This window comes from Rhodospirillum sp. A1_3_36, assembly GCF_047263945.1.
Lineage (GTDB): Bacteria > Pseudomonadota > Alphaproteobacteria > Rhodospirillales > Rhodospirillaceae > Rhodospirillum.
This window is the reverse complement of sequence record NZ_JBLAVB010000005.1, coordinates 279903-304777: the sequence shown is the minus strand read 5'-3', so window position 1 is coordinate 304777 and position 24875 is coordinate 279903. Positions and strand designations below refer to the sequence as shown.

The following is a 24875-nucleotide window of genomic DNA, read 5'->3' as shown; positions in this document are numbered from 1 at the left end:
CATAAATAAAAATTTGGGCCAAGGGGGCGGGGCATCCATTGGATACTTTGAACCGATAGGTTCCAGAAAACAAAAGCGAGCATTGACTGGGGAACAGGCGAACGAAAGCCGGTAGTGATGGATCCGGTCCAAACGTTGCGCTTTGGACAAGGGGATGCAATGGTGAGCGATCGGAAGAAAAGGGGGCTGCAGCGCATTCCCTTGTCGGTGAACCTGTTTACAATTCTTGTTGCGGCCACCACTGTGGTCGCCGTCGCCTTGGCCGTCTACGCCTATCGGGAATCGACGGAGGCTGCGGAAAAAACCGCAAGCCAATTGCTGAGCGAGGTGTCCGACAAGACGGCGGGTCGTGTCGCGGCTGTCTTGTCCCCGGCGGTTCTTGTCGCCGAACTGGGGGTGGCTGTTCCCACGGTTACTCAGCGGCCCCAGGATGTGGGGCTTCTTCCCATCCGCAGGTTTATGATGTCTGCCCTGGAGCGGGCGCCCGAGCTCTATTCCACCTATGTGGGGTTCGCGGATGGTCGGTTCTATCAAGTGATCAATTTGAAAGAACCGACCGGACGGGTTCGCGCTGTCCACGACGCCCCAGCGGAGGCCCGGTTCATTGAGCGCTCCATCACCGGTCTGGGCCGCAACCGCAGACAGAACTGGGCCTTCCTGAATGCTGAGGGGCAACAGATCTCGGTGCGCGTGGACGGGTCCGTGTCCTACGATCCCCGAAAACGTCCCTGGTATGGGGAAGCTCTGCACCGGAAAGGGGTGATCGTCACCGATCTTTATGTCTTTTCCAGTCTGCGGGAGCCGGGGATTACCATGGCCAATGCCTTGGATCCGGGGCCCGATGGTGCCCCAATAGGGGTTTTCGGCGTCGATATCACTCTGGGGGGATTGTCTCGGTTCCTCGGGCGACAGTCCGTCTCTCCGAACGCTCGAATCGCTGTCTTCACGCCCGAGGGGGCCGTGGTTGCGACACCGGATATGGAGCGCCTTCTGGAAGTCAGCCAATCGGGGGATCGGGAGATGGCGCCTCTGCTGGCCGACGAGACAGGGGATCCCGTGACGGGGGAACTGTTCCGGGCGGTGACGACCATGGGGGGAACGGTCTCCCAATTCACGCCACCCGGTGGCACGCTCTATTTGGCCCGGGCGGCGCTGGTCTCGGTGAGTGAAGGGCGAAACCTCTATATCGGCGTCGCTGCACCGATGAGTGATTTTACCGCTCATCTGGATGTCATGCGGCGCAACAGCCTTTTGTTCGCCCTGTTCGTGTTAGCCCTGGGCATCCCCCTGTCTTACATGATCTCCCGTCGGGTTTCCCGGGCATTGTCCCTGTTGGCGGAAGACGCGGACCGCATCCGGGGGCTAGACCTGGATGGAATGCCCGATGTGCGGACATTCGTTCGCGAGGTCCACTCCCTGGCCGAAGCGATGGAGGCCATGAAGGGCTCCCTGCGCACCTTTGGCCTTTATGTGCCCAAGACGCTGGTCCGGCAAATCATCGCCGGACGGGGCGCTTTCACCTTGGGCGGGGAGAGGCGGGAATTGACGGTTCTGTTCTCCGACGTCCAGAACTATACGGCACTCGCTGACACCATGGTGCCGGAGGATCTGATGCGTCTCACCTCGGCCTATTTTGAACAGGTCACGGCTGCGGTGGTGGACCATGGCGGGGTGGTCGACAAGTTCATTGGTGACGGGTCCATGGCCTTTTGGAACGCGCCCCAGGATCAGCCCGATCACCCCCTGTCTGCCTGTCTGGCCGCTTTGGACATGCGGGAGCGGATCGACCGCTTTAATCTGACGCTGGCGGCCAGGGGGGAGAGGACCATGCTGACCCGGATCGGCCTTCACTTGGGCGAAGCCGTGGTCGGCAACCTGGGCAGTTCGGACCGGGTCAATTATTCGGCCGTGGGTGCCACAGTCAATTCCGCGGCCCGCATGGAACGAGTGAACAAGTTTTACGGCACTTTTCTGCTCATCAGTGGCGCTGTAGCGGAGCGGGTTTCGTCCCACCTGGTGGTCCGTCTGGTCGATCGCATCAACCCCCAAGGCCTCTTTACACCGCTGCCCCTGTACACGTTGGAGGGGCGACGTCCCGGTCTTGGCCTTATGGGACGGGTGCTGTCCGAGGCGGATATCGCCTGGGTCGAGCGGTGGAATGCCCTGATTGCGAGCCTGGGAGATGGTCGTCCGGCCCCTGTCGTCCTGGAGGACTTCGTTGCTCTGGAACTGGAGCGGCCAGGAGACCCTCTCTCTGCCTTTTACCGGACCAGATTGGCGGCTTTGGGGGAGGGAGTGGTTCCTTCCCACAAGGCTGTGCCGGATTGGGGTTTGCGGCGGCGAACCGACCTGTCTTGAAAGGCCTTCGAAAGGGCTTGGAAGTCGGATCGGACCCGGGCAAGATGCCTCATCGTCCAGGGGGGGCCTCGGGCGGAGATCTGATTGAGGAAGGAAATGGGCGTGGTCGAAAGAGACGGACCCCTGGTCGGGGTGCTCGCCGTCGTTTGGCGGGATGGAGAAGTCCTTTTAGCCCGCCGTGCGAACCCGCCCCAGGCGGGGACCTGGGGCTTTCCCGGAGGAGGCGTGAAGCGGGGAGAGGGGCTGGCCGAAGCTGCGGAGCGGGAGTTGTTGGAAGAGACCGGTGTTCGTGCCCGGGCCGTCCATCTCCTGCCTCCCCTGGAGCAGCGGTCCGAAGGCGAGAGCGGCACCCCGAGCTCCCATTGGATCCTCATTCCGGTCGCTTGCGCTTACGAGTCCGGCGAGCCCCGGGCTGCGGATGATGCTCTGGAAGCGGGGTGGTTCAACCCGGACGCTTTGCCTGAGCCCACCTGTCTGGGGCTGGATCGGGTGGTGGAGGACACCATCCCCTCCATCGGCGGCTTGGCCTTTTAGGGGCGGCCGTGACTGCACCACGACCTGCTGCCCTGTCTTGACTTCATCGGTGGGACGTGGCTTTCTTGGGGCATCGATGGTTTCCAAGCGCAAAGCGTAGGGAATTAAAAGGGAACACGGTGAGGCGTACCCATCAGGGACCCATTCCGTGGCTGCCCCCGCAACTGTGAGCGGTGAGACCGCGCCAGAATGCCACTGGGATATCCCGGGAAGGCGGCGCGAGGACCATGACCCGTGAGCCAGGAGACCTGCCGTCGATGGAGTTTGAAGGGGATTGCTCCATATGGGGGATCATCCTTTGGGCTTCTTCCGACCGGACGCCGGGGTGAGCGTCTGGCGTCACGGAACCCGGCGGCTTCTATTCGATCCCCCTCCCGTTCCAACACGCCAAATCCCCGTCCGTCCTTTCAACAGGTTCGCCCGAGGCCTTGCCCGGCGATCTCTTTGGGAGAGACGACTTGAAGAAGACTTTTACGCTGGTGGCAGTCCTCGCCGCCGGGCTGCTCGCATCGCGGGCCGACGCCCATTTCCAACTGATCCATACGCCGGAGGTCAATCCGTCCAAACCCGGAGACTTACCCCTGGGACTGATCTTCTGGCATCCCTTCGAAAACGGTCATGCCATGGACATGGGGCCGCTTTTGGACCTGTACGCCGTGCACCGGGGCAAGAAAATCGACTTGAAGGACAGTCTGGAACCCATGACCTTCCAGGGAGCCTCCAACACGGCCCAGGCCTTTCGGGCAAGCCTGCCGGTGCGCCGGGCCGGTGACTATGTGCTGGTCGCGGTGCCGTCTCCCTATCTGGAGCCCAGCGAAGACATCTACATCCAGCAAATCACAAAGGCCTATGTGAACTTGAGTGAACTGCCGACGGATTGGATGGAGACGCAGGGGCTGAAAACCGAAATCCGCCCCTTGAACAAACCCACCAACATCCTGGCCGGATCGACCTTCACGGGCCAGGTGTTGAGCGAGGGCAAGCCCGTACCCGGTGCGGAAATCGAAGTGGAATTCATGGCCGCCGAACCCCAAGCGGGGGAAGACAAGGCGGGCATCCCCGTTGCGGCTCCACCGCCGGGGGGATCGGTGGTGGCCCTGACCGATGACCAGGGGTATTTCACCTTTGGTATCCCTACGGCGGGGTTCTGGGGTTTTGCTGCTCTCGGAACGGGACCGGATAAGGAATACGAGGGCAAGGAGCTGTCCCAGGACGCTGTCCTGTGGATCCGGGCCCATGATATCACCAACACCACAGCGGAATAGGGAGAGAGGTCATGCATATTGTTGATGGGGCCCTGAGCAATCCAGTGGTGATCGGGGGCGCCGTGCTCACTGCCGGGGGAATAATCCGGGGTCTGAAGGACTTGACCATGGAGAAGGTCCCTACCGCTGGTGTGCTGGCCGCGACGTTCTTTGTGGCCTCGCTGGTCAATGTTCCCATTGGACCATCCAGTGTGCACTTAATCATGAATGGCCTCGCTGGTCTGGTCCTGGGGTGGGTGGCCTTTCCCGCCCTGTTCGTTGGCTTGCTGCTCCAGGCCGTATTTTTTGGCTTTGGGGGTCTGATGGTCTTGGGGGTGAACACCCTGAACATTGCGTTGCCTGCGGTGATCGTCGGCCTTCTGTTCCGGCGGTGGGCCCTGTCGCCCAATCCCAAGGTGGCCATGGTGGCGGGGGCGGCAGCCGGGGCCGGGGCGATTCTGCTCACCGCGCTCATGGTCGCCCTGGTCCTTCTGGCTTCGGGGCAGGAGTTCCTGACGGCGGCTCGGTTGGTGGTGCTCGCCCATATTCCGGTGATGATCATCGAAGGTTTGATTTGTGGGGCTGCGGTGCTGCTGATCGGGCGGGTGAAACCAGACCTGTTTCAGACCCTTGTTGGCGGCGTGCCAACCCTGGGAAAGGCCTGAAATCATGCGTCTGTTTAGCGTTTTGGTGGGGATCTGTCTGATGTCCCTCCTCACCGTGGCCCCCGCCCGGGCCCATAAGGTCATCGCGTCGGCCTATGCCTCCGGCCAGAATTTGGAAGGCGAGGTGGGCTTTTCCAACGGCGACATGGCCAAGGATACTCTGGTGGAGGTCTTCGACCCCGCAGGCCGCAAGCTGGGGGAAACCCGGACGGACGGCGATGGCTTCTTCACCTTTACCCCGACGGAGGCAGTTGACCACCACTTCGTCGCCGACCTGGGGGCGGGGCATGTGGCCCGGTTCACCGTCGTGGCTGCCGATCTGCCCAAGGGGCTGACCGGTGGGGGGGGCGGTGCCATGTCCGCACCCGCCACGGCATCCGGCGAACCATCGGACATTCCGGTGGCGTCCGGTGGCGGGGTCGTCCCCGCCGAGATCGCGGCCCTGGTCTCCGAAGCTGTCAAGCAGGAGGTGCGCCCCCTGCGTCGGGAGATCACGGCCTACAAGGAGAAGCATGATATCCAGTCCATCCTGGGAGGGCTGGGCTATATTCTGGGCCTTGTTGGCGTGGTGTTCTACCTGATGGCCCGGCGTCGCTTGTCGACGGCTCCATGAGTGACCTTTTTGGTCAAGGTGGGGGCCGCCAGGGAGGGGGGAGAGGGAGCCTTGGCTCCCTCGATCCCCGCATTCGCGTCCTGGCGGCCCCCGCCTTCGCCTTGGTGATCCTATCGCTTTCCTCCCTGTCCGCCCTGTCAGCGGGGGTGGGGATGGCCCTGCTGCTCCTCTTTCAATCGGGGTTGCCCCCTCTGCGGACCCTCAAGCGCATGGTGATGATGGACAGTTTTATCATCTTCATGCTTGTTCTTCTGCCCTTTACCCTACCCGGGGAGCCGGTGTTTTCGCTCTTCGGTCTATCCGCCTCCCGGGAGGGGTTGATGCGCACCGCAGAGATCGGCTTGAAGGCCAATGCCGTTGTTCTGGCCCTGATGGCCCTGGTGGGGGGGATGGACCCCACCACCCTGGGTCATGCTTTGGCCCGCCTGAAAGTCCCGGCCACCCTGGTCCACCTGTTGCTGTTCACGGTCCGCTACATCGACGTCATTCAGGACGAATATGCCCGCATGCGCGCGGCCATGAAATGCCGGGGGTTTCGGCCGAGCAATTCCCGCCATACCTATCGGACCTTCGGCTATCTGATTGGCATGCTGTTGGTCCGGTCCCTGGAGCGGTCCGAGCGGATCCTGGAGGCCATGAAATGCCGAGGGTTTACGGGGCGCTTCGTCCTGTTGGATCGTTTCGCCTTTCGGCTTCGGGACGCCCTGTTCGCCCTGGGTTTCGGGGTGCTTTTGTTCGTCCTCATTCTTTGGGAGCTGCACCTTGTCCCCCTCTGAGCCCCTGCCCGAGGCCTTGCTTCAAACGGTCGCCCTTCAAGTTGCCTACCCGGGCCGTCCAGCGGTTTTGAGGGGGGTGACCTTCGCCCTCTATCCGGGGGAGCGGTTGGCCCTGGCCGGACCCAACGGCGCAGGCAAGTCCACCCTGATGCGCTGTTTGGTGGGGCTGATCCGTCCCCTGGAGGGGACCATCCGCGCCTTCGGTCAGGACCGGCGGGAGGAGGCCGATTTTCACGAGGTGCGCCGCCGGGCGGGTTATGTCTTCCAGGATCCCGACGACCAACTCTTTTGCCCCACCGTGGCTGAGGACGTGGCCTTCGGTCCCCTGAACCTGGGCAAGTCCCGGGAGGAAGCCCTGGAGGTCGTCGAGCGAACCCTGGCTCTGTTGCGGCTGGAGTCTTTCCGTGACCGGGTCACGCACCACCTGTCGGGGGGGGAGAAGCGGCTGGTGTCCCTGGCAACGGTGTTGGCCATGGAGCCCGACGTCTTGTTGCTCGATGAGCCCACCACGGCACTGGACGAGGCCACCACGGAGCGGTTGCGGGAGATCCTGTTGGAGCTGCCCCAGGCGATGATTCTGGTGTCGCACGACCCTCTGTTTCGCGCGGCCGTCGCTACCCGGACACTCCACCTGCGCGAGGGTCTGCTGGTCGAGGGCGCGTAAACCTCATGTCCTTCCGGTCCTCTTCTCCTTTCGCCAATGCCACCTACCGGCGGCTCTTTACCGCCCAGGTGATCGCCCTGATGGGCACGGGGCTGACCACCATTGCGCTGGCCCTTCTCGCCCACGATTTGGCCGGAGAGCGGGCCGGGGTGGTGCTGGGTACGGCTTTGGCACTGAAAATGGTGGCCTATGTGACCCTGGCCCCGGTGGTGGGCGCCTTTGCCCACCGTCTGCCCCGGAAAGGGCTGTTGGTGGCGTTGGACCTGGGGCGGGCGGCGATGGTGCTTTGCCTGCCTTTCGTCGATGCGATCTGGCAGATCTATCTGCTGGTCTTCCTGGTCAACGCCTGTTCGGCGGGCTTCACGCCCACCTTCCAGGCCACCATCCCTGACATCCTGACCGAGGAAGAGACCTATACCAAGGCGCTCACCTGGTCCCGACTGGCCCAGGACCTGGAAGCGCTTGCCAGTCCCCTTCTTGCCGGATTGGCCCTGCTGGTTCTGGCATCGTCCGACCTGTTTGTTCTGAATGGCTTGGCCTTCCTCGGCTCTGCTGCCTTGGTGGCCAGTCTGACTTTGCCCCGGGCCAGGGCGCCCGAACGGACCGGAGGCTGGCGGGCCAACCTGAGCTTTGGCCTGGGGATCTTCCGCCGCACCCCCCGCCTGCGCGGGCTCATGGCGCTGAACGTGACGGTGGCCAGCGCCAGCGCCATGGTCATTGTGAACACCGTCGTCATCGTCCAGGACCGCTTGGGCCTGGGAGAGGGGCAAACGGCCCTGGCCTATGGCTGCGCTGGGATTGGCTCCATGGTTCTGGCCTTGGCCCTGCCGCGCCTGCTGGAGCGCGTTCCGGAGAGGCGGATCATGCTGTCTGGTGGTTTGCTTTTGGTCGCGGGGTTGGGGGGGGCGCCCTTTGCCCTGGGCTCCATGGTGACCCTGGGGGCCGTTTGGGCGCTATTGGGCGCGGGCCTATCGCTGGCACAAACGCCTGCGGGGCGCTTGCTCCGCCGGTCTTGTGCCGCCGGAGACCGCCCCGCCGTGTTCTCCGCCCAGTTCGCCCTGTCCCATCTCTGTTGGCTGGTGCTCTATCCCCTGGGCGGATGGCTGGCGGGGGCCCTGGGGGTGGAGGCGGCCTTCTGGATGGTTGGGGGGGTGGCCTGTGTTGGTCTCTCGTTGGCGGCTTGGCTTTGGCCTCGGGAGGATCGTCTGGTGCTGGAGCACATCCATGCCGCAGAGGACCACGAACACCCCCATGTGCATGACGAGCACCATCCGCATGACCACGAGGGATGGGAGGGGCCGGAGCCCCATGTGCATCCGCACCACCACGGGGCGGTGCGCCATGCCCATCCCTTCGTCATCGATGGACATCATCCGGTTTGGCCGACCCGATAAGGTCTCCTGGCGTTATATCGCCGCAGCGTCCAGGGCCTGGGTGATATCGCCGACCAGATCTTCGGGATCCTCCAGACCGACCGAGACGCGCACGAGACCCGCGTCGATGCCTTGAGCCATCTTGTCTTCCGGGCTGAGCCGCTGGTGTGTTGTGGTCCAGGGGTGGCAGGCCAGGGACTTGGCATCGCCCAGATTGTTGGAAATATCGACAATGGAGAGGGCGTTCAGGAAGCGATAGGCGCTCGCCTGCCCTCCGGCGAGGGACAGGGCGATGATGCCGCCGCCTGCGGACATCTGAGACATGGCCAGGGCGTGACGGGGGTGGCTTTCCAGGCCCGGATAGAGGGTTTTGGCCGCAGCGGGATGGGCTTCGATCACCTTGGCCAGCTTCAGGGCCGTGGCGCAATGGCGCTCCATCCGCAGCCCCAGAGTTTCCAAACCTTTCAAGGCCACCCAGGCATTGAACGGCGAGAGACAAGGTCCCGTATGGCGCAGGAAGGGACCCAGGAAATCGTCGTTGAAGGCGCTGTCGCAGAGAATCGCGCCGCCCATGGTGCGGCCTTGGCCGTCGATCCATTTGGTGGTGGAGTGGAAGACGATATCGGCTCCCTGCTCCAGGGGGCGTTGCAGGATGGGGGTGGCGAAGGCGTTGTCGACGATCACCCGGGCGCCTGCCGCATGGGCGAACTCGGAAACGGCTCTCAGGTCCACAACCCGAAGGGAGGGGTTCGAGGGAGTCTCCAGGAAGACCGCTGTTGTGGGCTTGGACAGGGCAGCCTTCCAGTCGTCCAGGTTCTCGGCGTCGACGAATTCCGTGATCACGCCATATTGGGGCAGTAACTCCGACAGAACCCAGGAGCAGGAGCCAAACAGCTCCCGCGCAGCCACCACCCTGTCGCCTGCGCGGACCTGACAGAGCAGGGTCGCGGTCACCGCAGCCATGCCGCTGGCGGTGGATTTGCAAACCTCGGCCCCTTCCAGGGCGGCGAGGCGCTTTTCAAAGACACTGACGGTGGGATTACGGAAGCGGGAGTAGACATAGCGGTCGGCGGAGCCGTCGAAGGCGGCTTCGGCTTCTTCGGCGGTGTCATAGACATAACCGGAATTCAGGTAGAGGGCTTCGCTGGTCTCGAAGAAGCCTGAACGCTCCAGACCGCCGCGGACGGCCAGGGTATCGGCGCGTAAACTGGGGGGAGTGGTCTTGCTGGGCATGAATAAGATATCTCCGTAACAGAAAATCCCGGCATCGTGAGGCCGGGACGTTTCGTCACGCGACCCTTTTAGCGGTGTTTTTTTACGTGGGCGCAAGCCGGCCTCAAATCCCCACGAAACGGCGGCAACCGTAATGGCGCCCTTCCCTAGCGTCAAGGGGTGGGTTTTCGTTGGACGAATCTTGCGGATTTCTAATGTTCGCCATCGCTGATGCTTGGGCTGTCCAGGGTTACGACCCGTCCATGGGCATCCTCTGCATCGTGGGTGACCAGAAGGGTGGGCAGGCCCCGGGCCAGGACATGCTTCAGGACAAAGGCGCGGATCCGCGCCCTTGCTCCGGCGTCCAGCTTTGAGAAGGGTTCGTCCAGCAGCACCGCACGGGGCCGGGACAGAAGGACGCGCATCAACGCGGCCCGGGCCCGTTGGCCTCCCGACAAGGTGGCCGGATCCCGTAACCCCATACCTGCCAGGCCGGCCTCCTCCAGGGCTGTTTCCACTTGGGTTCGGCGGGTGGCTCTGGGCTCGCCCCGGGGGAGACCGAAGGCCAGGTTTTCGGCCAGATTCAGGTGGGGAAACAGAAGGTCGTCCTGGAACAGCATGCCGATCCCCCGGCGTTCGGGAGGAAGGCCCGCCAGGTCCTGCCCCCCGAGGGTCACCCGTCCCTGGGCGGTGAACGCCCGGTTCAGGGTGCCGGTCAGCAGGGCCAATAGGGTGGATTTGCCCACGCCGCTTGGTCCCATCAGGGTCACCACCGCGCCCGCCTCCACGCAGAGGGAAAGGGGGGCGAAGAGGGGGCGGTCGGCCAACAGAACCGCGACGTCGTCCAGGATCAACGCCATGTGTCCCCCATGCCCGCACGGTTTCTATGGATCCAGGCGGGCAATGCGACGGCCAGGGCGAAGGCGGCCAGGGGCAAGGCTGCCTGAAGAACGGCGTACACGCCGATGATGCGCCGGTTGGCGCCGCTGGCCAGGGCCACGGCTTCGGTCGTCAAGGTCGGCCAATGGCCCGCGCCTACCAGCACGGTGGGTAGGTAAAGCCCGATCCCAACGGCGAACCCCACAGCCACCGCTGCCAGGATCGGGCGGAGCAGCAAGGGGAGGATGACCCGGCTGAACACCCGGAAGGGGCCGACCCCCAAACAGGCGGCGACTGTGGCGTGACGGGGGTCCAAGCGCCGATAGGGGCCAGCGAGGGCGAGGAAGACATAGGGCAGGACGAACAGCAGGTGGCTCCAGGCCACGCCGATCCAGGTGCCGTCCAGTCGCACGGACAGCAACAGCACCTGTACGCCAAAAAGGAACCCCACCTGGGGAATCAGGAGGGGGGCGTAGACCAGCCAATCGGCGACGGGACCAGGACGTCGGCCGGTGCGCCGCTCCGCCTCCAGGCACCCAAGGGAGAGGAGCAGAGCGACGAGGGCCACGGCGAGCCCCAAGCTCAGCGTGTTGGTCAGGGGCCAGGAAAGGGCCTCCTCCTGACGGCTCCATGTGGCCAGGGTCAGACCCTGGGGCAGGGCGTCTGGCCAGCGCCATTGGCTGGTCAGGGACCAGAGGATCATACCGGTCAGTGCCCCCACCCCAAGCAGGAGAACAAGGGCAGGACCCAGGCGCGCCAGGAGCTGGAGAAGCGCTGAGTCCCGACCCCGGGGACCGGCTGACAACCAGGGCCGCGCGAGCCGGGCGAGGATCCGCTCCGCTCCGGCCCACAGGCCGATTCCCCCTGCGACCAAAGCAAGCTGAAGCAAGGCCCCCGCCGCCGCTGGCAGGCGTCGGGACAGGTCCGGATCCAGGAACTCGCGGGTGATGAGAACGGAGAGGGGCGGAGGCGTGGTGGGGCCAAGGACCAGGGCGACCTCCACCGTCGAGAGGCCATAGGCGAGCACGGCATAGACTGGCAGACGCAGCCGGGGATAGAGACGGGGCAGGATGGTCCGGGTCCAGGCTTCCCCTGGCGCATGGCCCAAACTCCGGGCCAGGGCGGTGGTTCGGGGTGGGTCCAGGGGGCCTTCTGCGGCGAGGGCCATGAGCAACAGGAAGGCGCTTTCCTTGACCACTAAGGCTGCGACCATGGCCAGTCCCCAAGGATCCTGGATGGTGGGCCAGTCCGGCGGCTGGGTCCAGCCCGTGACCCAGGGGGAGATCATGCGCGCCAGCCAGCCCGAGGGGGCGAGGAAAAAGGCGATGCCCAGCGCCACTGCGGCATGGGGCATCGCCAACAGGGGGGCCATCGTGTGTCGGGCGACCGTAAACCAAGCGCTTTCCCGGGCCAGGGCGAGCACTCCCAGGACCAGGGCCAGGGCCAAGGCCGTGGACAGGAACCCCACGGCGAGCGAAGTCGCTATGGCCTGCTCCAGTCCCGGCAGGGCGAAGAGATGGCGCCAGGGTTCAAAACTCCACTCGCTTGCGCCAATCACCGGCATCCACCCCAGCGAGGGCAGGAGGGTTCCGAGAAGGCCCGCAGCCACCGGGGTGAGGAAGAGGGCCTGGGTCAAGGGTGGGATCAGGCGGGGGAAGGGAGGCAGCTTGGGACGGAACAAGGGCGTGCGACCTCAAGGGAAGCCAGGGACGTGGAAAACCCGGCGGCGATGGACCGGGGTCAGGGATGATAGCATGATCTCCCGGGGCGAGCCGCCCCTTCTCCAGACACAAGTTCGTGAGGTTTCCCCGTGACCGAGACGCGCCGCCCCCAGATTGTCGCCCCTTCCGAGAGTGATACCAACGATACGGACCGCCGCGCCGCCTGGATGGCGACGAACCGCCATGAAGAGACGCGAGACCTGCTGGATCGGGATTCGCGGGTTTTTCTCCACCAGTCCGTGTCAACCCCCTGCCTGAATGCTTTGAAAGGAGCGGAAGGTATTTGGCTGGAAGATACCTCTGGTCGTCGGTACATGGATTTTCACGGAAACAATGTCCATCATATTGGCTATGGGCATCCCCGTTTGAAGGCGGCGCTGATCGCCCAGATGTCCGATCTGCCCTTTGCCCCCAGACGGTTCACCAATGATCCCGCCGTGGAACTGGCCGAAACCCTGGTGGCGCGTGCGCCGGGGGATCTGTCCCGGGTGTTGTTGGCCCCCAGTGGCAGCGACGCGGTGGACATGGCCCTGAAGCTCGCCCGGGTCGCCACCGGACGGTTTAAAACCGTCAGCTTCTGGGATGCCTTCCACGGGGCGGGTCTCGGCCCCAGTTCCGTGGGAGGGGAGGCCCTGTTCCGCTCTGGGGGGCTTGGCCCCCTTCTGCCCGGGACGGAGCATGTGGCGCCCTTCTCCTGCTATCGCTGTGCCTACGGCTATGCTGCGCGCGATGGACTCCCGGACCTGGAAGTCTGCAAGCTGACCTGCGCCAATATGGTCCGCTATGTCCTCGAAAAGGAGGGAGATGTGGCTGCTGTCATTGCAGAGACGGTGCGGGTGGTCCCCTATACGCCTCCCCCTGGTTTCTGGGCCGCAGTGCGTCAAGCCTGCGATGACATGGGCGCCCTGTTGATCCTGGACGAGATCCCCAGTGGTTTGGGCAAGACCGGGTCCTTCTTTGCCTGTGCGGCAGAAGGGGTGGTTCCCGACATGGTGGTTCTGGGCAAGGCCTTGGGTGGCGGAATGCTGCCCGCAGCGGCTCTGATCGCGCGGGAAGGCTTGAACGAAGCCGCCCGCCCCCTCGCCTTGGGGCACTTCACCCATGAAAAGAACCCCCTCATGGCCCGGGCGGCGCTGACCACCCTCTCCATTATCGATGACGAAGGTTTGGTGGAAAATGCCCGAAGGTTGGGAGCCCATGCGCTTGAGCGCTTGCGGGCCATGAAGGAGCGGGATCCGAGAATCGGCGATGTTCGGGGGCGAGGTCTGCTGTTGGGAATTGAAATGGTGTCCGATCCAGAGACTCGTGCTCCCGATCCTCTCCTTGCAGAGAGGATGCTCTACCGATGCCTAGACAATGGGCTGTCATTTAAAACGACCATGGGAAATATAATCACCCTAACCCCTCCCTTGATCACGACGTTGGAAGATCTTGATAAAGCGTTGGATATTATCGAAGACGCGCTTAAGACGACACCTTTGTGACGTGCTGATATCCAAATAATGGTTTCACGGTTTCTACCGGATGAGTAAGTTGCTTAAATCTTGGTTCAGTCTTCCGCCGTTGGTGGTATGTCCGTATGTGGTGATATATCCGTAAGTATTTGGTCTATATTCGGGCGCAGAATGGCGCGGAGCCAAGTTTTTTCTCTCCCCGTTTTGCGGGAGGGGACGATGTTCATTGAGAGGGTGGGTGCCGATGAAAAATAGAAACATAGAGACAAAGAATGAGTCTCAAGGGAACGCGGGTTTAGCCGAAAGCGCACAGCCGTCCTATTTTGGGCCGGATCTCGTGGTTTGTGGCCATGTGGTCAGCCAGTCCCCCCTTTATATTTCCGGGCGTGTTGAAGGGGATGTGGAGTGCGCCATCCTGACCTTGACCAGCGAAGGGATGGTAACCGGGGCGGTCCGGGCATCTGCCGTGCGTCTCGAGTCAGGGGCTCGGCTATCGGGTGCGGTCGAAGCTGACAGCATCGGCGTGAAGGGGGATGCGTCATTGACGGGACGTGTTGTCTGCCGGGCTCGGCAGGGAGTGGAAGCGGTCAGAGGCTTCGTGCAGACATCCAACCCAACCCATGGTCTTGCCGCAGGTGCAGTTGGGCTGGTCCCTGCGGAATAGCGCTGGGACCTCTGTTCTCTCCCTTCCGGCGGATCCTTCATGGGGAAATTGTCGGGAGGGGGGCAGGGGAAAGGTGACTGGGGAGGCTCTCAGGCGGCGAGCGAAGTCATCTACGATTCATGATGGAGACTCGGCAAAATTTATTTTCATACCGGTCTGATAGCCAGGTATCTTTTTACCTGTGTCCGAGCGAGAACTCTCCTGGAAGGAGAAACAACGATAGGGCAGTCTTAAAATTTTAAGAAAATTGCTCAAGTTCTTGATATCGCTTTAGATGCAAGCGGTTGGAGGCCTTTGGGGTATCCTTTGATGCTACGGAATGTTCCTTCTCGGTAAAATCGGCCTATCTTCTCTAAGCTGGAGCACATATAGTTATTGCAGAGCTAGTTTGTGCAGAGCAAAGTGGCGCAAGGTCGTCGCCAAATGACGAACTGGATGAAAAAAAGTGGCCACGGCACTGGAGAAAGACTACTCCTTGTCTTGTTCGGGCACTCGCGCTGTATAAGCGGTAGTAGAGCGCGAGGCTGACTTTTTCGAAGGCGGGATATTTATGAACCATGCGACCCCAGGACTACAGACTTATTCCCAGAAACCTGACACGCAGGAAGCTGGCCCTTCGTTCATTGCTCCGGATCTTGTGATCCGTGGTCGCCTCTCCAGCGGCGCAGAAGTTTTTGTGGCCGGACGCGTGGAAGGGGAGGTGGATTGCAAAAGCCTGTCGATCACCAAGGGGGGAGCAATTGATGGCTCCGTCACTGTGTGTCGATTGAATTTGGAAGCTGGATCCAGCCTGAACGGTGAAGCTCATGTGGAGTTGATGGGTGTCAAGGGAGATGCTTCGGTGACGGCCCGCATCACCTGCCGGGGATCAAATCACCTGGATGCCTCGCGGGGTCACCTGGATGCCTCCCGTGCCCGTGGGATGGTCCGGCAAAGCGATAAGGGGCTCGAGACGCTGTCCAGTCTGACCCAACCGCTTCCAGCGGAGTAAGGGGCTTTCTGGGGATTCCGATCTGTTGTGCCTTGAAATGATAAGGGCGTGCTTTTCTCCCCTTGGAAAAAGGGCTAGGATTCGTCGGGTGCGGTCCCGACGGAATGGTTTTGCCTTCCGAGTTCCGGCCTAGATGTCGATCATTTGAGCGGTTCGCTTGTTCTTGGCTTCGAAAACCGTGTTTTCGGAATCCGCTCTAGTCATTCACCGACCCCCTACGGGGGGTCTCCGCCGGATAATCGTGTACCGCCTCCATGAGCGATTCCCCGTCGACGACAAAGCCATCTCCACAGGCCAGCTCCTCGCGGGCTGCTTCCTCTTCTCAGGTGGGGGAGGAGGCTTCCGGAGCAGCGCTATCTGCGGCCGCTCGACGGTCAAGCAATCGTATGGCCGACGCGACCCGGCGTGCTCGGCAGAAGCGCCGCCAGGGGGCCTGGGTGACCGGCTTGGCTGTGGCCACAACCCTGGTCTGGCTGGGGCTTTTCGTCTTCTACATCTGGATCAATGTGGGGTGGGACAACATCCTCCTCTACCAACCCCTGGAAGTCGGGGGGTTGCTGTCCGGCGCCCTGGTCCCCGTATTGCTTATCTGGTTGGCAGTGGCATTCCATGATCGGGGCGCCCAGTTTCGGGCCGAAACGGAACTTCTGCAAAGCTACCTGGAGCAGATCGCCTATCCAGGAGAGACCTCCGTCGACCGTGTTGGACAGATCACCCAGGCCCTGGTCGCCCAAGCTCGGGCCTTGAACGATGCGACGGCGAACACCATTGCCCGAGGCACAGAAATGCGCGAGGCCATGAAACGGGAGACTGAGGCCCTGGACATGGCCGCCGGTCGTATGGGGACCCGGGCAACCGAAACGGTCAGTGCCCTGAGCCGCCGTATTGAGGCGTTGAATGCCACCCATGACAAGGCCCAGACCCAGGCGAAGACCATGGCGGCCATCTTGGATGAATTGGGCAATCAATTCGGCACCGCCACCCGCAAAGCCTTGGCCGAGGTCGAGGGATTCCGCTCCAGTTTGGGCGAAGACCTGGAGCAGGTTGAAGCCCTGACGGTCCGCGTGAGTGAACAGACCAGGGCCCTGGGCAATCTGTCGCACAATATCGAGACCATGTTGGACACCAGTAAGGGGATGGCCAACACCCTGGATAAGCGGGCGAAAGATTTGGGAGGACTCTACGATTCCCAAAATCAGTCACTGAACGAGGCTGGGGAGCGCTTCAGTGGGGAAGCCGCCCGGATCGCAGATATGATGGGCAAGCAGTCTACGAGCCTGGAAACGGTGACGGAGACCATTCTGAGTCGGATCCGTCTGGTCGACGAAAGCCTGACCACCCAAAATCAAAACTTCACCGAAACCGGAGACGATATCCTGGCCCGCTTGAAGGCCGTGGAAGGGATTCTTGCGCGCCGGTCCGAGGAACTTAGCCAAACCGTGGAGGAGGTGCTCGGCCGTCTGGACGATAGCACCGACGCTTTCGGCGAACGGGCCAAGGATCTGGTGAGCGCGGCGGACCATGCGAGTAAGAGCATGGCCGATGCCAGCAGTCATACCTTGGAAGCCATCCAGGCCCTGGGGCTGGCTGTGGGCAAGACCCGGGAAAAGAGCGAAGATGCCGCCGAGGCGGTTCATGGTCATGCCCAATCCCTGGAGCGGTTGAGCGCCAAGACGGCAGAGCAGACTGAAAGCATTCGTGTTGGCCTGAAAGGGCAGACCGACGAATTGACCGTGGTGGTGGGGTCCATCAAGGGGCAGATCGATTTGGCTGCGGCCGCCATGGCCAAACAGGCCCGGGATATGAACCAGACGGCGGAAGGGGCGGTGGCCGCGATCAAGGAAGTGTCCGGGCTGGTCAAGGAAAATGCCACCGAGATCACCCATGCCGCGACCAAGATCTCCGTGGAGCTGGAGGGTGCGACAAGCAATCTGCGGCAGAATGCCGTGGGTCTGACCCAGGCCGGCAAGGGGACGATGGACACGCTGCGGGGGGCCGGGCTTCTGCTCAAGGAACAGGCGGCGCTGGTCAAAGAAGCGGCGAAGACGACCAAGTCCTCTATTACAGAGGCGGAGGAGGCCATACATGGCCGTGCCGCCGTGGTCCGGGAAGCCGGAGAGGTCGTGGAACGGGCCATCACGGGCGCTGCGGACCGCTTCTCCAAAGAGGCGCAGGCCTTGAGGGACTCCCTGGGTCAAGGGCAAACCAACCTGGATGATGTGCTCGATGCGCTGCGCAACCAATCCCAGGAAATGCAGGGATTGGCGGGGGCGGCGGCCAAGCGGGTCTCCGATCTGTCCCAAGCTCTGAGTGTGGCGGGGGCCGCCTTCGAGGACAGTACGGCCCGGGGTGCGGCCCTTGTCACGCAGGCGAGTGATCGCCTTGGTGGAGCGGTGAGCGAGACGGCGACCAACGCCGAGCGTCTGACCGGCATGGTTCGGGCCACCGCAGCCGAGTTCCGCCGGGAGGTGGGGGAAGTGAGCACGGGGGCTGAAACGGCCTTCGCCCCCATCCGCGAAGCCCTGATGACCCTGCGAAAGGAAACGGAACAATTGGGCCTGTTGGCCGGGACAGCCTCCCAAGCGGCCTTGGACCCCTACCGGACCGCGCTGGAGACCCTGCGGTGGGAGACCGAAAACCTGGGAGCAGTGGCCGAGACAACGTCTCGAGCGGTCGTGGAGCCCTACCGGGCGGCGCTTGCGGCCCTGCGTTGGGAAATGGATCACCTGGGCAAGGAGGCTGAAACGGCGTCTCTGTCGGCCTTGGAGTCCCATCGGACTGCTATTGCAACTGTCCGTGCGGACATCGAGAATCTGGGCAATGTGGCCGAGACGGCGTCCCAGTCGGGCCTGGAGCCCTATCGGACAGCGCTTGCGGCCCTGCGTTGGGAGACGGAGCAATTGGGGTCCGCGGCCGAATCAGCGTCCCAGACGGCCCTGACCCCCTATCGAGAGGCGCTGGAAGACCTGCGGCGCGAGACGGAATCCCTGGGAAATTCGGGGCTTTTGGCGTCGACGGCGCTTTTGACGCCCTTCCGGGAGGCGATCTATACCCTGGAGGAAGAAGCCAAGGTTCTGGAAGATGCGGGGCAGCGGGCGGCGCAAAACACCCTGGTTCCCTTCCGCAATGCCATGGCCACCATCGAGAAAGAAGCCCAGGTCCTGGAGGACCGGGGCAAGCGGGCGGCGGAGAACACTCTGGGTCCGTTCCGGATCGCCATCTCCACCCTCAAGGAGGACGCCAAGACCTTGGAAGAGACTGGCAGACGGGCCGCGGAAAACACCCTGGGTCCCTTCCGCGAGGCCATTGCCACCCTGCAGGCGGACACAAAGGCCCTTGTGGGCGCGGGCGAGCATTTGGTGGGCGACGCCAAGGCGGCCTCGGCGGACTATGGCAAGCTGGTGGAGATGCTCTCCCAGGCCTCGAAGGAGGCCGAACAGCGCCTGCGGGATCTGGAGAACCGGGAAGATCACCAGGATATCGAACGGTTCCTCAACGCGTCGACCTTCGTCATCGAGAAGTTGGAAAGCTTGGCTGTGGACATCAGCCGCATCTTCGCCCCTTCAAAGGAAGAGGACATGTGGCGGCGCTACCACAAGGGGGACCAGGGCGTCTTCCTGCGCCACCTGGCCCGCAGCATTACGCCGGTCCACGCCGACGCCATCCAGAAGGCCTGTGCCAAGGACAAGGGCTTCCGGGACTATGTGCAGAGCTATGTGAACGAATACGAAAGCTTGCTCGACAGTACCAGCAAGAGCCCCAGGGCCGATGTGCTCACCGCACTGTTCGTGGGGTCGGACCTGGGCAAGGTCTATATGGTGCTTGCCAAGGCCATGGGGCGGCTGGATTAGGGAGCGCGTTGGCGTTCGGAGACGGGGCAAAACGGGCAGGGGCTTCCGCCCCCGCACCCCTGACCGGGAGGCCCGGGGCCTCCCGGACCCTCGGGCTAGGGTGAAAAAAAGGAGGACTGGAGGCATCGCCTCCAGCCGGGTGTGGGCGGGAGCCCGCTTGCCGCAGAGCGGCAAATTTCCCCCTTTGGGTCCCCTCTACCCCCGCAGGCGCTCGACGATTTTGTCGTGGTCCTCGACGTGGTCGAGGGGGCCGATCACGGCGATGGTGGGGACGCCCGAGAACAGACGGCGGGCGCAGGCGGCCACCTGCTCGATGCTCACGGCGTCCAGCTTGGCCACCACTTCCTCGGTGGGGATGACGCGGCCATAGACCTGGAGCTGGCGGGCCAGGTTCTCGCAGCGCGAGGAGGTGCTCTCCAGCGACATCAGGATGCTCGACTTGAGCTGGGCTTTGGCCCTGGCGACCTCTTCCTCGGTCAGGTTGTCGGCAAGGCTGACCGTTTCATGGCAGAGCACTGGGATCAGCTCGGCCACTTCCTTCTCGCCACAACCAGCGTAGACGGCATACAGGCCGGTGTCCTGGTAGCTTGAGGCGAAGCTGTAGACCGAATAGGCGAGACCCCGGTTCTCGCGGATCTCCTGAAACAGGCGCGAGGACATGCCGCCCCCATGCAGGGTCGAGAGCACGTTCGACGCATAATAGTCATCGTCGGCGTGGGAGATCCCTTCGAAGCCGACCAGGACGTGGACCTGCTCCAGGTCGCGGCTTTCGCGATAGGAGCCACCCCGGTAGCGGCCCGGTTCCTCGACAGCCTTGCCTTTGCCGGGCAGGCCCGCGAATTGGCCTGCGACCATGTCCACGAAGTTGTCGTGATCGACCTTGCCCGCTGCGGCGATGACCGTGCGTTCCGGCGCGTAGTTGGCTCGCAGGTAGCCGTCCACGGCCTCGCGATTCAGGCCGCGGACCACGGTTTCGGTCCCCAGCACCGGACGCCCGAGGGGTTGGTCGGGGAAGGCGGTTTCCTGGAAGTGGTCGAAGATGATGTCGTCCGGGGTGTCAATGGCCTGAGAGATCTCCTGCACCACCACTTCGCGCTCCCGGTTCAACTCGGTGGTATCGAAGGTGGAGTTCAGCAGGATGTCGCCCAGGATGTCGACCGCAATGGCTCCGTCGTCCTTTAGCACACGGGCGTAATAGGCGGTGTTTTCCCGACTGGTATAGGCGTTCAGGTGGCCGCCGACGGCCTCGATCTCTTCGGCTATCTGGCGGGCGGAGCGCTTGCGTGTGCCCTTGAAGGCCATGTGTTCCAGCAGGTGGGAGACGCCGTTCAGCGCCTTGGTCTCATGACGGGAGCCGGAGCTGATCCAGGCTCCAAGGGTCAGGGTCTCGACCGTGGGGACGCTGTCCGTGGCAATGGTCAGGCCACCGGGCAGGGTGGTCAGCCGGATGGAATCACTCATGCTTTCACTCATACTGTCAGGCTCCCACGACGCGGGAGCGTTCCCGAACCAAGGCCTTGACGGCCTCCAGGTCGTTGGCAACGGAGACGGAGCGCTCTGGCCGCGTCATCAGGTCGGCGAGATGGGGTGGCAGGGCTGGGGTGACGCCCGTGGCCTTTTCCACCACCGCGCCGAATTTGGCCGGATGGGCAGTGGCCAAGGATACCATAGGCGTCCCCTGGTCGCGGTGTCCGGCTTCCTCTGCCGCAGCGACGCCAATCGCGCTGTGGGGGTCGAGTACCAAACCCGTGGTGCGGTAAATTTCCGCCATCATCTGTTCTGTTCCTGCGTCGTCCAGGCTGAAGCCTCGGAACAGACCCAGGATCTCGTTCAACAGATCTGAGGGAACGTCATAGGACCCGCTTTGGGCGAAGCGGTTCATCAGGCGCTCCACTTCTGCACCGTCGCGGCCCAGCTTCTCGAACAACAGGCGCTCGAAGTTGCTGGAGATTTGGATGTCCATGGAGGGGCTGTGGGTCTGGGTCACACCCTTCTTCTCCATGGTGCCGGACTCCAGGAAGCGGGTGAGGATGTCGTTGCTGTTCGATCCCACCACCAGCCGGTCAATGGGGAGGCCCATCTTCTTGGCACAATACCCGGCCATCACGTTGCCAAAGTTGCCCGTGGGCACGGCAAAGCTCATGGGGCGGTCGGGAGAACCAAGGCGCAGGGCGGCCCAGAAATAATAGACGATCTGGGCCATGATCCGCGCCCAGTTGATGGAATTGACCGCAGAGAGGTTCACTTCCGCCCGGAAGGCGGCATCGTTGAACAGGGCCTTCACCAAGTCCTGACAGTCGTCAAAGGTCCCGTCCACTTCAACGGCGTGGACATTGGTGCTGGCGACGGTGGTCATCTGGCGGCGTTGGACTTCGGACACCCGGCCCTTGGGCATCAGGATGACGATGTCGACCGCGTCCCGGTCCCGGCAGGCCTCGATCGCCGCAGAGCCCGTGTCGCCGCTGGTGGCGCCAACCACGGTGATGCGCTTGCCGCTGCGTTTCAGGACAACGTCGAACAGGCCGCCGACAACCTTCAGGGCATAGTCCTTGAAGGCCAGGGTGGGGCCGTGGAACAGCTCCATGATCCAGTCGTCGGTGCCCAATTGGGTCAACGGCGCGATGGCCGGGTGGGAGAAATCGGCATAGGCGGTTTCCACCACTTCGGTCAATTCGTCATCGGTGAGACTGCCTGCGACGAAGGGACCCATCACCTGGACGGCGAGGTCCTGGTAGGTCAGACCGCGCAGGGCCCGGATGTCGTTATGGGTGAAGTTCGGCCAATGCTGGGGCATATACAGCCCGCCATCGGTGGCCAGGCCGGCCAGTAGGACGTCGTCGAAGGACAGTTCGGGGGCACGGCCCCGGGTGCTCACATATCTCACGCGATTGGTCTCCAACGCGGGGGAGGGGGTCTTTTCCGGACCCTAAACCTCCGCAGGAATGGGGGCAAGGGTGTGCTTGTTCCGCATCCGATCAGCGCGCCAGGGGATGGGCGAGGGATAGGGTGAAGGGGGCGGGTTCGTTTCGTCGCCCTACCGCTCCGCTTCGGCGATTTCCGCGCCGAGATCGCTGCGAAACCTACCGGTCATGAAGTCCAGGGTGATGGGCAGTTCCATGGTCAGCCGAGGCACATGCTGGATGGCGATGGTGACCTCCCGGGCACCACAGGCCAGCAGGTGTCCGCCCCAGGTGCGGTCGTCGGCCAGGAAATGAAGGTGATAGCCCGGGACGTTTACACCTTCCAGGAAGTGGGGGTACCAGAAACCCGCCAGGGTGCCTTTCACCTGTTCCCGGTCGAAAACCGGTTGCTCCCGGGCGACCTCCACCAGGGGTCGGCCTTCGGGTTGGGGCGGGACGGAGCGAACCCGCACATGGTCGAAATCCCCATCTATCCGCAGGGCGTAGAGGCTGTTCTCCGAGGGGAGCAACTGGGCGAGCACCTCCATCAGCTTGGCGTGGTCCAAGGGGCCGGGGATGGTCTCGCGGACGAAGGGGGTGAACTGGGTGACGGTGGCGAAGGGCGTGTGGGTCTCGGGTGGGGGCTGGTAGGCCTTGCCATCGGCCCGGAGCTGGAAGAAGTCACCATCGAGCAGCACCATCTCCCCATCCAGGTCGTTGAAGGTGCCGAGACCGAAATCCCCGTGGCGGCGCAGGTCCGTAAGGGTGGTGTTGGCCCGGTAGACTCCCTCCATCAATCCGGTGAGGGGGGCGTTCTGGAAGACGCTTTCACAGAGACCATCGGGGCGGAGCCAAGCGCGCAGGGCCTGGGCGATGACCTGGGACGGATCGACGCAGCGCCGTCTGGCGGTGGTCTCCAGCTCGGCCAACAGGGCCGGGTCAAGGGCAGGAAGGGGGGAACCGGACATGGGGCACTCCTGTTCAGGGGAGGGGTCAGAGTCTGGCTTCTCACTCAAACCGTCAAGCGCCGCAGCACTATGTGTCCCTCTTACCCGGACCCGTAGGGGCGGGAGGGCCGCCCGTCTGGTGGCTCGCCGCCGCAGTCGAGACCGATCTGATAGGACCTGTCACGGCGCCGATTTGATCAGAAATATCAAAATGAGATAAAAGTGTTGACTCAAGATTTTATTGAAATCAAAATTATCAAAATAAGATAATTAATCATTGGAGGTCTCCCAAGAATGAGCGTTACCCTGCGTACAGCGCGATTGGACCATATCGCTTTGAAGTCGGAAGCGCCGGAGGCTCTGGCGGAATTCCATGGGCGGGTCCTGCGGATGACCGTTGAGCCGGATCAACGCACCGGAGATTTTGTCCTGAGGGGGCCTCAACGTCGGTTGGTGATCACCCGGGGCACTGGCCATCATCTGGCTTACGCGGCCTTCGGGATCGCGGTCCGCGAGGAGTTGGAGGCCTTGAAGCGTCAGGTGGAGAGCCGGGGGATTTCCCTGGAGCCCTCGCCCTCGCCCCTGTTTGGCGAGGAGGCCTTTTCGGTGACCGACCCGGACGGCAACCGCATGGTTTTCGGCCTTCGTCAAGCGGAGGACCTGGAGGGGAGCGACTTGCCGGGCCGCATTCAGCACGTGGTTTGCGCCACAACCGATATCGCGCCCATTCAAGCGTTCTATACGGAGGGTCTCGGGTTCCGGTTGTCTGATGCTGTCGTCGATGAAGAAGGGGGGGATCGGGCGGTCTTCCTGCGGAGCGACAGCGAGCACCATTCCTTCGCGGTGTTTAAGGCTCCCTCCTGTCGCCTGGATCACCATTGCTACGAAGCAGGGGATTGGATGGCCATCCGCGATTGGGGGGATCACATGGCCGCCGAGCATGTGCGTCTGCAATGGGGGCCTGGGCGCCATGGACCCGGCAACAACCTGTTTTTCATGATCCACGACCCGGATGGCAATTGGGTGGAGATTTCCGCCGAGTTGGACGTCGTCCCGGACGATAAGCCCATGGGCGTCTGGACCCATAGCGAGCGGACCTTGAACACCTGGGGACAGGCCTTCCTGCGCTCCTGAAGAGCCCAATCAAGACAAAGGATCTTTCATGAAATTCGCCACCTATCGAACCGGTGGACGGGCGACTTATGGCCTGCTCCACGCCGATTGCCTCCTCGACCTGGGCGCCGTGTTGGGTGATCAAGCACCAGATCTGAAAACGGCCCTGACTCTGGGGAGGTCCGCCCTGGAAGGGGCGCGGGACCGGGCCTTGGCGTCCGGGGCTACGCTGGCTGCGGTGGAGGAGGTCTCCTTCGACCCGGTTATCCCAAACCCGGGCAAGATCCTCTGCGTCGGCCTGAACTATGAGAACCACCGCAAGGAAACGGGACGGGATAAAGCCGATCATCCAGCCATTTTCACCCGGTTCGCCGATAGTCTGACCGGCCACGACCAACCCATTCTCCGTCCTTCGGTATCCACCGTCCTGGATTACGAGGGGGAACTGGCCGTCGTCATTGGGACCGGCGGACGGTATATCCGGGAGGAAGACGCCCTGTCCCATGTCTTCGGCTATGCCTGCTTCAACGACGCGACCTTGCGGGACTGGCAACGCCATACCCATCAGTTCACACCGGGAAAGACCTTTCCGGAAACCGGCCCCCTCGGCCCCTGGCTGGCGACCCCCGATGAGAGTCCCGACTTCTCCTCGGCCCGGCTGGAAACCCGACTGAACGGGGCGGTCATGCAAAGCGCGGTGCTGGGGGACATGATCTTCCCGGTCGCCGAGATCATCGCCTATGTCTCCTCCTTTACTCCCCTGGCGCCGGGCGATGTGATCGCCACGGGGACACCGGGCGGCGTCGGGTTCAAACGCGACCCCATGGTCGTGATGGCGCCGGGTGATGTGGTGGAAGTGGAAATAACGGGGATAGGTCTGCTACGGAACGTCATCACTGATGAGACCCCGTGAGGT

The 24875-nt window shown here is 63.0% G+C and carries 20 protein-coding genes and 2 riboswitches; of the genes, 14 read left to right on the top strand and 6 right to left on the bottom strand.

Annotated features, from left to right (window positions below; genetic code table 11):
• The first annotated feature begins 159 nt into the window (after nucleotides 1–159).
• From ACLIRY_RS14025 to ACLIRY_RS13990, 8 genes are all read left to right on the top strand, one after another.
• The gene (locus ACLIRY_RS14025) at nucleotides 160–2358 is read left to right on the top strand and encodes an adenylate/guanylate cyclase domain-containing protein (protein ID WP_413206026.1); all 2199 of its coding nucleotides are present in this window, start codon (nucleotides 160–162) and stop codon (nucleotides 2356–2358) included.
• 102 nt (nucleotides 2359–2460) lie between these two features.
• On the top strand, nucleotides 2461–2892 hold the full coding sequence (locus ACLIRY_RS14020) for an NUDIX hydrolase (RefSeq protein WP_413206025.1): 432 nt from the start codon (nucleotides 2461–2463) through the stop codon (nucleotides 2890–2892).
• 60 nt (nucleotides 2893–2952) lie between these two features.
• A riboswitch (cobalamin riboswitch) is annotated at nucleotides 2953–3163 on the top strand.
• 187 nt (nucleotides 3164–3350) lie between these two features.
• Entirely contained in the window at nucleotides 3351–4157 is an 807-nt protein-coding gene (locus ACLIRY_RS14015; protein ID WP_413206024.1) for a DUF4198 domain-containing protein, read from the top strand.
• An 11-nt stretch (nucleotides 4158–4168) separates the two neighbouring features.
• A complete protein-coding gene (gene cbiM / locus ACLIRY_RS14010) occupies nucleotides 4169–4801 on the top strand; it encodes a cobalt transporter CbiM (RefSeq protein ID WP_413206023.1) in 633 nt (210 codons plus the stop codon).
• Nucleotides 4802–4841: 40 nt separating this feature from the next.
• Nucleotides 4842–5414, top strand: a complete 573-nt coding sequence (locus ACLIRY_RS14005; RefSeq protein ID WP_413206022.1) for a cobalt ABC transporter permease — start codon at nucleotides 4842–4844, stop codon at nucleotides 5412–5414.
• Nucleotides 5411–6190 (top strand): cobalt ECF transporter T component CbiQ, encoded by a 780-nt coding sequence (gene cbiQ / locus ACLIRY_RS14000; RefSeq protein ID WP_413206021.1) that lies wholly within the window; start codon nucleotides 5411–5413, stop codon nucleotides 6188–6190. Before ACLIRY_RS14005 ends, cbiQ begins: the two co-directional genes overlap by 4 nt.
• Entirely contained in the window at nucleotides 6177–6854 is a 678-nt protein-coding gene (locus ACLIRY_RS13995) for an energy-coupling factor ABC transporter ATP-binding protein (RefSeq protein ID WP_413206020.1), read from the top strand. Before cbiQ ends, ACLIRY_RS13995 begins: the two co-directional genes overlap by 14 nt.
• A gap of 5 nt (nucleotides 6855–6859) precedes the next feature.
• Nucleotides 6860–8248 carry an MFS transporter gene (locus ACLIRY_RS13990; RefSeq protein ID WP_413206019.1) on the top strand — a complete coding sequence of 463 codons (1389 nt, stop codon included), beginning with the start codon at nucleotides 6860–6862 and terminating at the stop codon, nucleotides 8246–8248.
• Between the two features lie 12 nt (nucleotides 8249–8260).
• Here the strand turns inward: ACLIRY_RS13990 and metZ are convergent, their stop codons facing one another.
• The 3 genes from metZ to ACLIRY_RS13975 all read right to left on the bottom strand — a co-directional run bounded on the left by metZ (nucleotide 8261) and on the right by ACLIRY_RS13975 (nucleotide 11999).
• Nucleotides 8261–9460 (bottom strand): O-succinylhomoserine sulfhydrylase, encoded by a 1200-nt coding sequence (metZ, locus tag ACLIRY_RS13985; protein WP_413206018.1) that lies wholly within the window; start codon nucleotides 9458–9460, stop codon nucleotides 8261–8263.
• Between the two features lie 47 nt (nucleotides 9461–9507).
• Nucleotides 9508–9585: riboswitch (SAM riboswitch) on the bottom strand.
• 66 nt (nucleotides 9586–9651) lie between these two features.
• Nucleotides 9652–10299, bottom strand: coding sequence for an ATP-binding cassette domain-containing protein (locus ACLIRY_RS13980; RefSeq protein WP_413206017.1), 648 nt, complete (start codon nucleotides 10297–10299; stop codon nucleotides 9652–9654).
• Nucleotides 10290–11999 (bottom strand): ABC transporter permease, encoded by a 1710-nt coding sequence (locus tag ACLIRY_RS13975; protein WP_413206016.1) that lies wholly within the window; start codon nucleotides 11997–11999, stop codon nucleotides 10290–10292. Before ACLIRY_RS13975 ends, ACLIRY_RS13980 begins: the two co-directional genes overlap by 10 nt.
• 129 nt (nucleotides 12000–12128) lie before the next feature.
• Between ACLIRY_RS13975 and ACLIRY_RS13970 the strand changes: the two genes are divergently transcribed.
• The 4 genes from ACLIRY_RS13970 (at nucleotide 12129) to ACLIRY_RS13955 (ending at nucleotide 18999) form a co-directional block, all read left to right on the top strand.
• Complete coding sequence (locus tag ACLIRY_RS13970) at nucleotides 12129–13523, top strand: aspartate aminotransferase family protein (RefSeq protein WP_413206015.1); 1395 nt, start codon at nucleotides 12129–12131, stop codon at nucleotides 13521–13523.
• A 214-nt stretch (nucleotides 13524–13737) separates the two neighbouring features.
• Entirely contained in the window at nucleotides 13738–14157 is a 420-nt protein-coding gene (locus tag ACLIRY_RS13965; protein WP_413206014.1) for a polymer-forming cytoskeletal protein, read from the top strand.
• Nucleotides 14158–14707: 550 nt separating this feature from the next.
• Nucleotides 14708–15148, top strand: coding sequence for a polymer-forming cytoskeletal protein (locus tag ACLIRY_RS13960; RefSeq protein ID WP_413206013.1), 441 nt, complete (start codon nucleotides 14708–14710; stop codon nucleotides 15146–15148).
• 386 nt (nucleotides 15149–15534) lie between these two features.
• Nucleotides 15535–18999 (top strand): hypothetical protein, encoded by a 3465-nt coding sequence (locus tag ACLIRY_RS13955; RefSeq protein ID WP_413206012.1) that lies wholly within the window; start codon nucleotides 15535–15537, stop codon nucleotides 18997–18999.
• A gap of 195 nt (nucleotides 19000–19194) precedes the next feature.
• Here the strand turns inward: ACLIRY_RS13955 and ACLIRY_RS13950 are convergent, their stop codons facing one another.
• From ACLIRY_RS13950 to budA, 3 genes are all read right to left on the bottom strand, one after another.
• A complete protein-coding gene (locus ACLIRY_RS13950; protein ID WP_413206011.1) occupies nucleotides 19195–20460 on the bottom strand; it encodes a M16 family metallopeptidase in 1266 nt (421 codons plus the stop codon).
• A gap of 16 nt (nucleotides 20461–20476) precedes the next feature.
• Nucleotides 20477–21883 (bottom strand): threonine synthase, encoded by a 1407-nt coding sequence (gene thrC, locus ACLIRY_RS13945; protein WP_413206010.1) that lies wholly within the window; start codon nucleotides 21881–21883, stop codon nucleotides 20477–20479.
• Nucleotides 21884–22033: 150 nt separating this feature from the next.
• A complete protein-coding gene (budA, locus tag ACLIRY_RS13940; protein ID WP_413206009.1) occupies nucleotides 22034–22867 on the bottom strand; it encodes an acetolactate decarboxylase in 834 nt (277 codons plus the stop codon).
• A 273-nt stretch (nucleotides 22868–23140) separates the two neighbouring features.
• On the opposite strand from budA, the gene ACLIRY_RS13935 reads away from it, so the two are divergent.
• On the top strand, nucleotides 23141–23980 hold the full coding sequence (locus ACLIRY_RS13935) for a VOC family protein (RefSeq protein WP_413206008.1): 840 nt from the start codon (nucleotides 23141–23143) through the stop codon (nucleotides 23978–23980).
• A gap of 28 nt (nucleotides 23981–24008) precedes the next feature.
• Complete coding sequence (locus ACLIRY_RS13930) at nucleotides 24009–24872, top strand: fumarylacetoacetate hydrolase family protein (protein WP_413206007.1); 864 nt, start codon at nucleotides 24009–24011, stop codon at nucleotides 24870–24872.
• The last annotated feature ends 3 nt before the right edge of the window (nucleotides 24873–24875 follow it).